Below are 12,065 nucleotides of genomic sequence, written 5' to 3'. Positions count from 1 at the left end.
GCGCGCGAAAGCGACCAATGCGGTCCTGTCGTCGCCGCTTGGCGACAGCATGGGCGGCCGATCAGCCCAAGCGGCGGCCGGTTCATGGCTTGAGCCGGTCTGGAGCCTAGCCAAGACCGGCACAGGCGCCTGTTCCTTCAGGCGACCTTGCTCAAGTCCTGCGAATTGAAATCGACCAGCAGGAGAGCGATGTCGTAGCCGCGTCGCTGCAGCCAGTGAGCAACAGTGCGTGCGCGGGCACCGACAAGGTCATCGATGAGCACGACGCGCGCGCCTCTTACCGCTATCGTCCGATAGGCAACACCGAGCAACTGGCCGCCCTCGGAAGACTGGGTGCCTTCGAGATGACCGCCTGCGAATTCCTCCGGCGTCCTGACGTCCAGCAGATAGGTCGTGCGATCGGGATCGGCAGCCCAGCGTCTGGCCGTCGCGATATCGATTTCGGGGAACCGGTCGGCGCTGCTCAAGACCGCGATCTGCCGGCGGGCAAACTCAACCGCCGTGCTGCTCGCCTCGTCATAGATCCGTGTCCTACCGGTCTCCAGGCTGAAGCCTGCCGCAGTCCAGGCCTTGGTGCCGTCGTGGAGATAGGAGACCTTGTTTGGAACCTTGGCATCGATCAGTGTCTGGGCCCCGAGGATGGCGCGCGGCAGGCCGGCGCAGGAGACGATGACCTGTGTCGTTTCGGAGGGCACGACGTCCTTGAAACGCAGGATCAGTTCTGCACCCGGCACGCTGACCGCGCCCGGGACGTGCTCGCGCGCAAACTCAGATACGGTGCGCGTGTCGATGACGATGAGATCCTCACCAGCATCGCGCAGCCTTTTCAGCTCTTCGGCCGAAGTGAGCGGCGTACCCTTCTCATCCTTGACGGCAAGTGTAAATGCGACGCCGGGCGTATCGAATGTCGGCAGGGTTGCGTCTGTGCCACTCGCCGTCCAGGCCGGAATGCCGCCATCGAGCGCAACGGTGTTCACCCAGCCTGCTGCGGTGAGCTCCTCGACAAGACGCTCGGCCGTCCGATCGCCGCCGTCGGCTAGCACGGTGCGCACGACCTTGCGTGGCACAAAGTGAGAAAGCTCGCGCGCGACCCTTTCGGCCGGCAAATTTGTGGCGAAAAGCGGGGACGCGTAGCCGACAACATCGGGCGCGCGGATGTCGAGAACAGCAAGCTCGTGTCCGTCAGCAAGCCACTGTTTGAACGTGTCGAGGGAAATCGTCTTCTGGCTCATCGTCAGTCTCCTTGTTCAAATGCTACCGCAAGACTAACCGGCACCCAACACCGTTTCGAAGTCGGACGATGCGGGCAGGAACCAAAATCCGAAAAGCAATTTCATAATACATAAAATCTATAGAGTTTATTTTCTTATCAGTGTTTTCGCCCTTGCGTAGGCTCGCCGCCATCATGAAAGGCGTCATGCGAATGGACGCGGGTCAGGGCCGATCGGCCAGGAGGGACGAATAATGAGACTTAGCAACATCACCAGGCTGATCCGCGGCGCAGGTCTAGCGATCGCCTGTTCAGCTTCGTTCGCAACCGCATCGCTGGGCCAGGACGCCACGGATCTCAGCAATCTGACCGTGACGGTCGGCACACCCAACAAGACAGGCCTGCACCGCCAGCTGATCGCCGCAAACGAGATCGAAAACCTGCCCTACAAGATTAAATGGGCCGATTTCGATTCCACGCCACCGCTCGTGGAGGCGCTTCGCGCCGGTCATGTCGATATTGCGGCTGGAGGCGATACCGGTGTGCTCGCAGCGATCGCCAACGGCGTCAAGGTGACGATCCTTGCCGGCACCTGGGAGCGCAAGGAGAGTGGCAGCGCCATTCTTGTGCGCGGTGACTCGCCGCTCAAGGACGTTGCCGACCTCAAGGGACACAAGGTTGCGTTGCCCTATTTCACCAAGCAGCATTATCAGTTCGCCAAGGCGCTTGAAGAGGCCGGAGTGCCGTTTGACAATAAGCTCATCTTGAACCTGAACACGACCGACGGCCTGTCGGCGCTGGTCAACGGCCAGGTCGACGCCTTTGTCGTCTGGGATCCGAATACGGCGATCGCCCAGCAGCAACACGGCGCACGTATCCTGAAATCCTTGAGCAAGGTGATCGATACGGCAGGCGTCCTTTACGCCCCGACATCTTCCGTCGACGATCCGGTGCGCAAGGCCGCGCTCGAGGATCTGATGCGCCGCATCATTCGGGCGCAGGCCTGGGTCAACGCTCATCCCGGCGAATGGGCCGAGCAGGTCGCCAAGCTATCGCAGATCTCGCCCGACGCGGCCAACCTGCAAGCCAGCCGTTCACGGGTGGAATATGTGGCTGCAACCGACAGTGACGTGCTGTCCGGCTGGCAGAAGGAGGTCGCTTATTTTCATGAAAGCGGCCAGTTCAAGCGCGATTTCAAGGTTGAGGATTACGTCGTCAAGGACTTCGGCGATCTGATCAGCGACGAAAACAAGAAGCTGGCGAAGACGAACTGATGGCGACGGTGATGAGCCTGTCGGCGGTCAAATCGTATGCGCCCACCATGGGCGCATACGATCCGCATCCAGCCATCGGCGATCTCGAGCGCATCGTTCCTGACGGCAGACGAAAGAGCCGCCGCCTACCGCGCAGCCTTGGCAAGAGCCTCGGTCCGGCGGCGCTGATATGTCTATGGTGGGTCGGCACGCGCTATGGCCTGATTTCCGAGGACCTGCTTCCAGGTCCTGCGACACTCCTTGCGACATTGCTCGAGATGATATCGAGCGGCGACCTCGCGGAAGCGCTTCTCCTGTCGCTCCAGCGCGTCGTGATCGGTTTCGGCATCGGCTTCGTCACAGGTGTCGGTCTTGCGCTCATCGCCGGTCTCTTGCGCCTCGGTGAGGATCTGATTGACGCGCCGATGCAGATGGCGCGCACACTTCCCTGGGCCGGCCTCGTGCCGCTCCTGATTATCTGGCTCGGAATAGACGAGACGCCCAAGGTCATCCTCGTCGCCTTTGCCGTCACGTTCCCCCTTTACATCAACACGTTCGCCGGCATCCGCAATGTCGACAGGACCCTCGTCGAGGCTGCGCGCACGTTGTCCTTTGGCCGAGCGGCGCTGATCCTTCAAGTCATCCTCCCCGGCACCTTGCCGAACCTGCTCGTCGGGCTGCGCTATTCGCTTGGATCGGCGTGGCTGGCGCTCGTCTTTGCCGAGACCGTCAATGCACAGGGCGGGCTCGGATACCTGATCACCCATGCGCGCGAGGTCTATCGCGTCGACATCATCATCCTTTGCCTTGCCATATATGCGCTTCTCGGCCTTGGGGCGGATCTGGTCGTGCGGGTCCTGGAACGCGTCCTGCTCGGCTGGCGCCAGAGTTTCGACGGAGTATGAACATGTCGCTTCCCGTTTCGGCCCAGACGGGTCTTTCGGTCAGTGTGCGCGGGCTGGTGCGCCGCTTTGGAAAACGCAACGTCATCGATCGTCTCGATCTCGATATCAGGCAGGGCGAGTTCGTCGCCCTTTTAGGGGCGAGCGGTTGTGGCAAGAGCACGCTTTTGCGGATCCTCGCCGATCTCGATCACGACATCGAGGGCGACGTATTCGTTTCGCCGCGTCGCGGCGTCGCCTTCCAGTCGCCCCGGCTCTTTCCCTGGAAGCGGGTCTGGAGCAACGTCGTCGCCGGCCTTCCACGCGGGGCTAACCGCGCAAGGGCGAACACGGCTCTCGACGAGGTTGGGCTCACCCACCGCGGCGATGCCTGGCCGAAGGATCTTTCAGGCGGAGAGGCGCAGCGAGCCTCACTGGCGCGTGCACTGGTGCGCAACCCGGACCTTCTGCTGCTCGACGAGCCGTTCGGGGCGCTCGACGCCTTGACGCGCCTCAGGGCGCAGGCGCTCGTCGCCGAACTCTGGCAGAAACACCGCCAGGCCGTGCTGCTAGTCACCCATGACGTCGAAGAAGCGCTACTGCTTGCCGACAGGGTGCTCGTGATGCGCGACGGCGTGGTCGCTCACGAGGCGAGGATCGACCTGCCGCGACCACGCTCGACGGGCAGCGCCGGCTTCAATCGGCTGCGGGTGCAACTTCTCGACTGGCTCGGGGTCAGCACGCCGACAGCAAAACTGGCTGAACAGAGCAATCATTGACATTTGAGGAAGTAAGCTGATGACCAGGATCGATCAAGGATGGGGCCGTGGACCCTCGGCGCGCTATGAGAATATTGCCGCCCCCTTCCGGCTGATTTTTCATGACATCGCGCAGGCGGCGATCGAAAGGGACCAGCAGCGACGCCTGCCTTTCAAGGAAGTCCAATGGTTGCGCGATGCCGGCTTCGGTGCCTTGCGGGTTCCTCAGGATTATGGCGGCCGTGATGTCACATTGCCGGAGCTTTTCGGGCTGTTGATCGAGCTTTCCGCAGCCGATCCGAACATCACCAATATTTTCCGCAGCCAGCTCGGCTTTACCGAGGACCTTCTCAACGCACCGAAGGGAGTCTGGCGCGACGAATGGCTTTCCCGTCTTGGCCGCGGCGAGATGATCGGCAGCGGCTTTTCCGAGCTTTCCAACGTCAAGATCAGCGAGCATTCGACCAAGATCCAGCAGGAAGGAGACGGTTATCGCCTGAATGGCGAGAAATTCTACACGACGGGTTCGATCTATGCGGACTGGATCAACCTTGCCGCCGTGGACGGATCGGGTTCGCCGATCGCTGCCCTGGTGCCGACCAGGGCGCAAGGCGTCGACATCCTCGACGACTGGGACGGTTTTGGACAGGCCATGAGCGGCAGCGGTACCGCGCGGTTCAAGGATGTCAGGCTGGAACCTGAACATATCAAGCCCGATGCGGCCCGTTTTCCCTATACGCCGGCTTTTTTCCAACTCGTCCATCTGGCGAGCCTTGCCGGGATCGGCCGGGCGGCTGCGGGCGAACTCGCACAGCATGTCGGCGCCCGGGCGCGCATTTATCCGCGCGGCAACGGCACTTCGAGCGCGGACGATCCGCAGGTGCTGGAAGTGGTGGGACGCGTCAGGGGGCGCGCCTATTCGGCCGGGGCGATCGTGCTGAATGTTGCCGACGCCCTGCAGCGGTCCTTCGAAGCCAATATTTCCGGTGTCGATCCCGAGCAAACCGATACGCACCTCATTGCCGACGTCGAAACGAGCCAGGCCGTCACCGTCATCTCCACGCTGATCCTCGAGGCGACGACGATACTCTTCGATGCTCTTGGTGCCTCAGCCGCCAAGCGGGCAACTGCACTCGATCGCCATTGGCGCAATGCCCGCACGATCACGTCGCATAATCCCCGTATCTATCACGACCGCGTGGTCGGCGAATATGCGGTTTCCGGAAAGAAGCCCGCAGCTGTCGGTTATCGGAAAATCATTACGCCCTTCGGCACCAGCAGCGAGGTTGCCTGAGCCATGACGAACACGTCCCGGACACTGAATCTCAACGTTGGCATCAACACTACCGGCTATCTTGCCAATGCCTGGAAATACAGAACCGGCAGCCGCCATGACATCAACGATCCCGCTTATTATCGCCGGTTGACAGAGCTGGCACATAAGGGACGCTTCGATGCGGTGTTCTTTTCCGACCACCCCGCATTGATGACCGATCCGGCAAGCCGGCCCTTCCACACGATCGATCCCTTGATCCTCTGCACCGCGCTTTCGGCCCAGGTGCCCGATATCGGGTTCGTCGTGACGATGTCTTCGACCTACAATTCGCCGTTCAACTTTGCCCGGCGCGTTCAATCGACCGATATCGTTTCGGGTGGTCGCCTCATCGTCAACGTCGTGTCGTCCTTCAATCCGAACGTCGCCGCCAATTTCGGTTCCGAGCCGTTGCCACCGCGCAGCGAGCGCTACGCCAAGGCCTCCGAATTTCTCGACGTCGCCAAGGAACTCTGGGCGAGTTGGGATCCGGCACGCGAGGGCGAGGTCCCGGAAAACCGCTTTTGGGATGCAGCAAGCGCCAATGCGGTCGACCACCAGGGTACCTACTTTTCCGTCAAAGGACCGCTCAATGTGCCGAAAGGACCGCAGGGCCATCCCGTCATTGCGCAGGCCGGCGCATCCGAGGGCGGCATAGAGCTTGCCGCGCGCCATGGCGAGATCATTTATTGCAACATTCTTTCGCGCGGTGCAGGCCAGGCTTTCGGCGCAAAGGTGAGGGGCCGTGCAGCATCGATCGGCCGCGATCCCTCGGGTATCCGCATCGTGCCCGGCCTCGTCGTCATCCTCGGCGAAAGCCAAGAGGAGGCATTGCGCAGGCATGAGCTCTATAGCGGCACCGGTTCGGAGGACGGCTTGCTTGCGCGGTTCGCCAAGGAGCATGGTATTGATTCCGACGGTTTCGATCCGGACGCCATCCTGGATGCCGAACGCTTCATCCCCGATGCCAACCGACTGCAGGCCGTCGGCATGGGACTTGGCCTGTCTGATCTCCTGACGCATGAGAAGCTGACCGCAAGACAGGCAGTCCGCAGGTCGGAGGGGCATCACCGCCTGCTGCTCGGGACGCCGGAGCAGGTCGCCGACGAAATCATCGACCTCTGGGCGGATGGTACGGTGGACGGATACACCCTCCAGCCACCCCGCGCGCCCGACGATATCGAGGAATTCGTCGAGAAGGTCGTTCCCATCCTCCAGGATCGTGGCGTCTATCGCAGGGAGTATGAAGGCAGGACAGTTCGTGATCGTTACGGCTTGCCCTATCCGTTCGATAGCTTGTCGTCGACCACCCCTGAGCGGCTATCTACAAAAAACAGATCCTAGCAGCCCAGTCTGATCGCCGGCGTCGCCACGCTTTCTGTTCGTAGGGTTGCCCTGAACAGCGTGGATGAGGGAGGGACTTTCCGAAGGCATTTTTTTCGCACAGTGCCTCAACGGCAAACGGTCATTTCTTTAATCTAGTATCTTTATAGACAATAGTGATTTCAATGAAAGGAAAGACGATGGCCGCTCTTAAACTCGTTGGAATCGCGGGCAGCTTCAACCGCCCGTCTAAGACCCTGGCGCTCGTAAACCATGTCGCTCGTATCGCGAGGGACAAACATGGCTTCGACAGCAGGGTTTATGACATGCTTGATGTCGGGCCGTCTCTTGGCGACGCCATCTGGCGGAAGGACCTCGATGGTCAGGCCGAAGCCGTGATCTCCGACATCGTCAATGCGGATCTGCTCATCGTTGGCTCACCCACATACAAGGGTTCCTATCCCGGGCTTTTCAAACATCTGATCGATCTGATCGATCCGCATGAGCTGCGGGCGAAGCCAATCATCATCACCGCCACGGGCGGCGGCGACAGGCATGCTCTGATGGTCGAACATCAACTGCGACCTTTGTTCGGGTTCTTCATGTCCCATACGCTGCCAACGGCAATCTATGCATCCGATCGGGATTTCACCGACTACGCCGTCGCGTCCGAACAGCTTTGCGGGCGCATCGATGAGGTCATCAGCGAGATCGATGCATTCTTTCCGGGCGCTCGTCCAGTGTTTGATGCTGCGGAGTAGAAGCGGCCATGCACCAGAGTCGGTCAGAAAAAATCGACGTCCCGACAGCACATGTGGAACTGTGGAGCGTCTGCGACTTCGCACGGCGCTACCGGCTGGCGAAATCAGAAGAAAACCGCCTGTTGGCGCTCTTCGGGATGATGGCATCGCCACACGATCTGCTTTTGAGCGCCAGGCGTGACCTGCTTTCTGAGCAATGACCGTTCGAGGGGGGCGTCATGAAGCGTAACACGGTTCTGGACTTTGTTGAACGAGTGGCACGGCTCTTCGATCGGCGCCCGCAGGGACGGATGATCGAACCGGTCGCTTTCGAAGAGACCGATCGTCAGAGGGGTCTTGAATACGAGCTGTCATTCTGGCGGGCCGCAGCTCCGGTCTGGTATTGAAGGAGGAGAAGATGGCAATTGTCGACAATTCTCAGCGCATCTCTGCCTGGCATCACGCAGGCTGGCTCTCTCCGGTTTGCTTGCGCATGCATCAGGCGGCCGCAGCCGGCTCTTTCGCCTTCATCCTGGCGCTTGTCCTCGGACTGGTTTGATCAGCAGGATGAAGCGGGTTGCCATATGGAGCTGGGTGTTGGACGAAGCTGCGCTGCCCGAGGCTGGTGAACCGCCGTCGAACCGGGAACGCCGCCGTGAGATTGTCCACGAGCTCGTTCAAACGCTCACCTGTCTTGCCGAAGGATTGGATGGCCAGGACGAGGTCCACCAGCAATCTGTAGCGCGACTGATCGGAGTTCTGCGGACCATGTCGGATAGCATCGCATCGGCCGACGATACGACCTTCAGCGCGATCATGTCCGAGGCGGCCTTGTTGATCCGTGCAGTGCGCGAGCGGCAGGCCTATTTCAGCAGGTTTACGGTTCACTAGGATGCGAGCGCTCCTGCCGAAAACGCTATCGATCGCTGGAGAGTTCGCGCGAGACAATGGCGATCGAGCAAACTGGCGAGCTATGGCTCTGACGGGCGATCTCGTCTCTCTGAGCCTAAGGCTCGAAACCGACCCCGGACCGGATCCTGATCGCATTCCGCTGAGCGAAGGTGAGCTTCAGACGCTTTCGGAGCGATTGTTTTATGAAGCGGCGGGCGATCCGCTATGGGTGTTTGCCTATGGCTCGCTGATCTGGAAACCGGACTTTGATGCGGTGGACTGGTGCCAGGCCCAGGCCCGCGGCTGGCACAGGTCGTTCTGCCTGCAGATGACGCGATGGCGGGCGACCGATGCGGTACCAGGTCTGATGATGGCGCTTGACCGAGGCGGTCAGTGTAACGGCGTCGCCTACAGGCTTTCGGAAGAAAACCGCATGGGGCAGATCCGCCGCATGATCCGCAGGGAAATCGATTCGCTTTCCGATTCGTCTTTTATCCGCTGGGTTCCGGTCCAAACGCGACAGGGGCCCTTGCGCGCGCTGACGTTCTGGGCAGGCCCCAAAGGCAAGCGCGTCCTGCGTGGGTTGCCGCTCGAAAGCGTGGCGGCGGTGCTCGCCAGGGCATGTGGGCAAATGGGGTCGTGCGCCGAATACTCTACCTCACCGTCAAGCACCTCGAAGAAAAGGGCATCCGCGATCGCAACCTTTGGCGGCTGCAGGCCCTGGTCGCCGAGGAGATCAGACGTATTCACGGGCTTGGGGCGTCATGAGGCACGGTCCAGAAGGCTTTGGCCCCCCGACGTCAGGCCCGCCATCGGTGAGCTGCGGAGCCCGAGACCGAAACACTCCGACCCCAGCTACAATCGCCATCCCGAGGAGAGCGGCAACACATGAGCAATGACCTGGATATTGTCGACATTCACACACATCTCTGGCCCGTCGATTGGGGGCAAAACGGCAGCAAACGCATATCCGCCGGGCTCCCAGACGGCGTGTTGAAGAAGATTGTCGATCCGGCCCGTCTGATTGACGAGTTTGCTGCAGCCGGCGTCTCGCTCGCCGTCTTGAGCACGACCATCGAAAGCCTGTTCGGGATGGAGAAGGCGACCGATCCTGCCGTGATTGCCGAGGTGAACGACTGGCTTGCCGGACTGGTCAAGGCCCATCCCGATCGTCTTGCGGCACTGGCAACGATCGATCCCTTTTCCGGCGAGGCGGCTGCGCAAGAAGCGGAGCGTGCACTTGGAAAACTCGGATTGGCGGGTCTGGTCGTCGATTCCTTTCGTGACGGCAAGTTCATCGGCGATCCGGTCGCCCGGCCTGCGCTGGAAGTGGCTGCCCGTCTCGGAAAACCGGTCTTTGTCCATCCCGTCAATGCACCGCAGGCAGATATCCTCATTGCCGGCGCCGGTAAGCTCGGCAATTCGCTGGGCCGGGGCCTCATGAACGGCGTCGCGTTCCTGTCGGTTCTGGAAAACGGTCTGCTGGACGAATTTCCGGATCTGAATTTCGTTTTCGCAACTCTTGGCCTCGGGGCAGTTGTGCAGGCGGCGCGGGGCGGTGCCTATTCCCGGCAGAACCGTGCGGCCGGGAATAAGCCCAACATCTACTTCGACACGATGGGCGACGATCCTTCGATCATCGCCATATTGGTGGAGTTCTTCAGCGCGGAACGCGTTCTTGCCGGAACGGACTGGCCGATCCTTCCCGCCCTTTCCGCGGAGAGGTTGGCGCAGAGCCTGACGGCGGCGGGTCTGGACGCCCAGTCACGGTTACTTGTGGCTGGCGGCAATGCGCGTCGGCTTTTGGGCGGGCTTGGTCAGTAGCTCTCTTTCCTGTTCATCACCCTCGTCGGGCATGTGCGCTGCCGGCAGCGCGCATGCTCGACTTTGTTGTTTTCTATGCCTGCGCGACAAGCTTTGCTTCGCCGCCACGATAGAAAATCTGCCTTTGCTTCGGCGGGTCGGGAAGGGATCATTCCCTCATCGGGGCATGGGGCTCCGTGCGCGCTTTTTCGAGCGTCGCAGCCTTCGGAGCCTTCCATGTCGATCAATCGCCGCCAGTTCAATCAGCTTCTCCTTGCAGGCTCGGCCGGGCTTGCGCTTGGGGGCGTTCCAACGTTTGCCGCCGCTGCGGCAACCGAGACGCCCGTCAGGGGTGGTACGCTCAATTGGGCCTATTATCCCGATCCAAGTGCGCTCATTGCCATTAATACGTCCTCGGGCACGGGGCAGGCCATCGGGCCGAAGATCAACGAAGGCCTCTTCGACTTTGATTACGATCTTAACCCCATCCCGCTTCTTGCGACGGAGTGGTCGGTCAGCGAGGATCAGTTGCGTTATACGTTCAAGCTGCGCGAAGGGGTCAAATGGCATGACGGGACCGACTTCACATCGGCCGACGTAGCCTTCACCATTTTCCGGCTGAAGGAAGCCCATCCGCGCGGTCGCATCACCTATCAGAACGTGACGGCCGTGGAGACGCCCGATCCTCATACGGCAATCGTTGTGCTCACCAAGCCTGCACCATACCTCATCACCGCGCTCTCAAGCTCGGAATCGCCGATCGTGCCGAAGCATGTCTACGAAACCTTCAAGCCGCAGGAGCAGCCCAAGCTTGCCCAGACGATCGGAACAGGCCCGTTCCTGCTGAAGGAATGGGTGCCGGGCAGTCACCTGATCTTCGAGCGCAATCCGAATTATTGGGATGCCGGAAAACCCTATCTCGATCGTGTCATCCTGCGCGTCATTCTCGATCCGGCCGCCCGTGCTGCCGCGCTCGAGACGGGTGAGATCGACATCGGTGCCAACCCCGTTCCCCTGTCCGACATCGAGCGCCTCAAGACAAATCCCAATCTGGTCGTGGACACGACGACCTATGCCTATTCGGGACCGCAGCAGCAGCTCTTCTTCAACTATGAGAATGAAATCCTGACAAAGCGTGACGTGCGCCTGGCAATCGCCCATGCCATCGACTTGCAGAAGCTCGTCGATATCGCCCTGTTCGGCTATGCGCAGGTCTCGCCGAGCCCGATCAGTACTGCCTTGCCAAAATGGTATGATCCGAGCATCAAGGCCCGTGAACCGGATCCCAAGCTTGCAGAAAAGCTGCTCGACACGGCTGGCTACCCGCGCGGGGCAAATGGCGTGCGCTTCAAACTTCGTCTTGCCTATAATTCCTTCCTCCCGCCTTCCTATGCCGATTTCATCCGGCAATCTCTGGCTGCCGTCGGTATTGACGCGGAAATTCTCAAGTTCGACCTCGCGACGTTCCTGAAGACCGTCTATACGGACCGCGCCTTCGATCTTGTCATCGAATCCCTGTCCAACACGTTCGATCCCACACTCGGAGTCCAGCGCGCCTACTGGTCGAAGAACTTCAAGATCGGGCTCGTCTTTTCAAACGCCAGCCACTACGCCAATCCCGAGGTCGACAGGTTGCTCGAAGCCGCTGCCGTTGAGCCTGACGAGGCCAAGCGGCGTGATCTCTGGTATCAGTTCCAGCGGATCATTCATGAGGATGTCGTGTCGGTCGATCTCGTCGCGGCAGGCGCCCAGATCGTTGCAAACAAGAAGGTCAGGAATTTCGCTCCCGGAGCGCAGGGCATCAACAACAGTTTCGGCCAGATATGGCTGAGCCCGAACGCCTGATCTTAATGGTTGCCCGGTCGGCTGCACGAGCCGGCCGGGCGTTCTAATC

Annotated in this window: 13 protein-coding genes and 1 pseudogene; 13 read left to right on the top strand and 1 reads right to left on the bottom strand. The window is 60.6% G+C overall.

Annotated elements, in window-relative coordinates; genetic code table 11:
- Window positions 1-137 precede the first annotated feature (137 nt).
- Entirely contained in the window at window positions 138-1,232 is a 1,095-nt protein-coding gene (locus tag LVY75_08010; GenBank protein ID XAZ20072.1) for a thiosulfate sulfurtransferase, read from the bottom strand.
- A gap of 232 nt (window positions 1,233-1,464) precedes the next feature.
- On the opposite strand from LVY75_08010, the gene LVY75_08005 reads away from it, so the two are divergent.
- The 13 genes and pseudogenes from LVY75_08005 (at window position 1,465) to LVY75_07945 (ending at window position 12,016) form a co-directional block, all read left to right on the top strand.
- Complete coding sequence (locus LVY75_08005) at window positions 1,465-2,484, top strand: ABC transporter substrate-binding protein (GenBank protein ID XAZ20071.1); 1,020 nt, start codon at window positions 1,465-1,467, stop codon at window positions 2,482-2,484.
- Window positions 2,484-3,368: an ABC transporter permease gene (locus LVY75_08000; protein XAZ20070.1), complete on the top strand. Its 885-nt coding sequence runs from the start codon at window positions 2,484-2,486 to the stop codon at window positions 3,366-3,368. The genes LVY75_08005 and LVY75_08000 overlap by 1 nt, the downstream gene beginning before the upstream one ends.
- Window positions 3,365-4,123 (top strand): ABC transporter ATP-binding protein, encoded by a 759-nt coding sequence (locus LVY75_07995; GenBank protein XAZ20069.1) that lies wholly within the window; start codon window positions 3,365-3,367, stop codon window positions 4,121-4,123. Before LVY75_08000 ends, LVY75_07995 begins: the two co-directional genes overlap by 4 nt.
- 19 nt (window positions 4,124-4,142) lie before the next feature.
- On the top strand, window positions 4,143-5,396 hold the full coding sequence (locus LVY75_07990) for a monooxygenase (protein XAZ20068.1): 1,254 nt from the start codon (window positions 4,143-4,145) through the stop codon (window positions 5,394-5,396).
- Between the two features lie 3 nt (window positions 5,397-5,399).
- The gene (locus LVY75_07985; GenBank protein XAZ20067.1) at window positions 5,400-6,758 is read left to right on the top strand and encodes an NtaA/DmoA family FMN-dependent monooxygenase; all 1,359 of its coding nucleotides are present in this window, start codon (window positions 5,400-5,402) and stop codon (window positions 6,756-6,758) included.
- Window positions 6,759-6,937: 179 nt separating this feature from the next.
- Window positions 6,938-7,498 carry an FMN reductase gene (gene msuE / locus LVY75_07980; protein ID XAZ20066.1) on the top strand — a complete coding sequence of 187 codons (561 nt, stop codon included), beginning with the start codon at window positions 6,938-6,940 and terminating at the stop codon, window positions 7,496-7,498.
- An 8-nt stretch (window positions 7,499-7,506) separates the two neighbouring features.
- Window positions 7,507-7,698: a hypothetical protein gene (locus LVY75_07975; protein ID XAZ20065.1), complete on the top strand. Its 192-nt coding sequence runs from the start codon at window positions 7,507-7,509 to the stop codon at window positions 7,696-7,698.
- An 18-nt stretch (window positions 7,699-7,716) separates the two neighbouring features.
- A complete protein-coding gene (locus tag LVY75_07970; protein XAZ20064.1) occupies window positions 7,717-7,884 on the top strand; it encodes a hypothetical protein in 168 nt (55 codons plus the stop codon).
- 11 nt (window positions 7,885-7,895) lie between these two features.
- Window positions 7,896-8,036 carry a hypothetical protein gene (locus tag LVY75_07965; GenBank protein ID XAZ20063.1) on the top strand — a complete coding sequence of 47 codons (141 nt, stop codon included), beginning with the start codon at window positions 7,896-7,898 and terminating at the stop codon, window positions 8,034-8,036.
- Window positions 8,037-8,074: 38 nt separating this feature from the next.
- A complete protein-coding gene (locus tag LVY75_07960) occupies window positions 8,075-8,368 on the top strand; it encodes a hypothetical protein (protein ID XAZ20062.1) in 294 nt (97 codons plus the stop codon).
- A gap of 82 nt (window positions 8,369-8,450) precedes the next feature.
- A pseudogene (locus LVY75_07955) lies at window positions 8,451-9,136 on the top strand (gamma-glutamylcyclotransferase).
- A gap of 120 nt (window positions 9,137-9,256) precedes the next feature.
- Window positions 9,257-10,192: an amidohydrolase family protein gene (locus LVY75_07950; GenBank protein XAZ20061.1), complete on the top strand. Its 936-nt coding sequence runs from the start codon at window positions 9,257-9,259 to the stop codon at window positions 10,190-10,192.
- Window positions 10,193-10,408: 216 nt separating this feature from the next.
- Window positions 10,409-12,016: an ABC transporter substrate-binding protein gene (locus tag LVY75_07945; protein XAZ20060.1), complete on the top strand. Its 1,608-nt coding sequence runs from the start codon at window positions 10,409-10,411 to the stop codon at window positions 12,014-12,016.
- Window positions 12,017-12,065 lie beyond the last annotated feature (49 nt).

The organism is Sinorhizobium sp. B11 (genome assembly GCA_039725955.1).
In the GTDB taxonomy this organism is placed as follows: domain Bacteria; phylum Pseudomonadota; class Alphaproteobacteria; order Rhizobiales; family Rhizobiaceae; genus Rhizobium.
The sequence above is the reverse complement of the archived record's forward strand: the minus strand, read 5'-3'. Positions and strand labels throughout refer to the sequence as shown.

What these genes read in the sequence shown, in the direction of transcription:
- LVY75_07945 (XAZ20060.1), top strand. Translation starts at nt 10,409, where the DNA reads ATGTCGATCAATCGCCGCCAGTTCAATCAGCTTCTCCTTGCAGGCTCG.
- msuE (XAZ20066.1), top strand. Translation starts at nt 6,938, where the DNA reads ATGGCCGCTCTTAAACTCGTTGGAATCGCGGGCAGCTTCAACCGCCCG.
- LVY75_07950 (XAZ20061.1), top strand. Translation starts at nt 9,257, where the DNA reads ATGAGCAATGACCTGGATATTGTCGACATTCACACACATCTCTGGCCC.
- LVY75_08000 (XAZ20070.1), top strand. Translation starts at nt 2,484, where the DNA reads ATGGCGACGGTGATGAGCCTGTCGGCGGTCAAATCGTATGCGCCCACC.
- LVY75_07975 (XAZ20065.1), top strand. Translation starts at nt 7,507, where the DNA reads ATGCACCAGAGTCGGTCAGAAAAAATCGACGTCCCGACAGCACATGTG.
- LVY75_08005 (XAZ20071.1), top strand. Translation starts at nt 1,465, where the DNA reads ATGAGACTTAGCAACATCACCAGGCTGATCCGCGGCGCAGGTCTAGCG.
- LVY75_08010 (XAZ20072.1), bottom strand. Translation starts at nt 1,232, where the DNA reads ATGAGCCAGAAGACGATTTCCCTCGACACGTTCAAACAGTGGCTTGCT.
- LVY75_07965 (XAZ20063.1), top strand. Translation starts at nt 7,896, where the DNA reads ATGGCAATTGTCGACAATTCTCAGCGCATCTCTGCCTGGCATCACGCA.
- LVY75_07995 (XAZ20069.1), top strand. Translation starts at nt 3,365, where the DNA reads ATGAACATGTCGCTTCCCGTTTCGGCCCAGACGGGTCTTTCGGTCAGT.
- LVY75_07970 (XAZ20064.1), top strand. Translation starts at nt 7,717, where the DNA reads ATGAAGCGTAACACGGTTCTGGACTTTGTTGAACGAGTGGCACGGCTC.
- LVY75_07985 (XAZ20067.1), top strand. Translation starts at nt 5,400, where the DNA reads ATGACGAACACGTCCCGGACACTGAATCTCAACGTTGGCATCAACACT.
- LVY75_07990 (XAZ20068.1), top strand. Translation starts at nt 4,143, where the DNA reads ATGACCAGGATCGATCAAGGATGGGGCCGTGGACCCTCGGCGCGCTAT.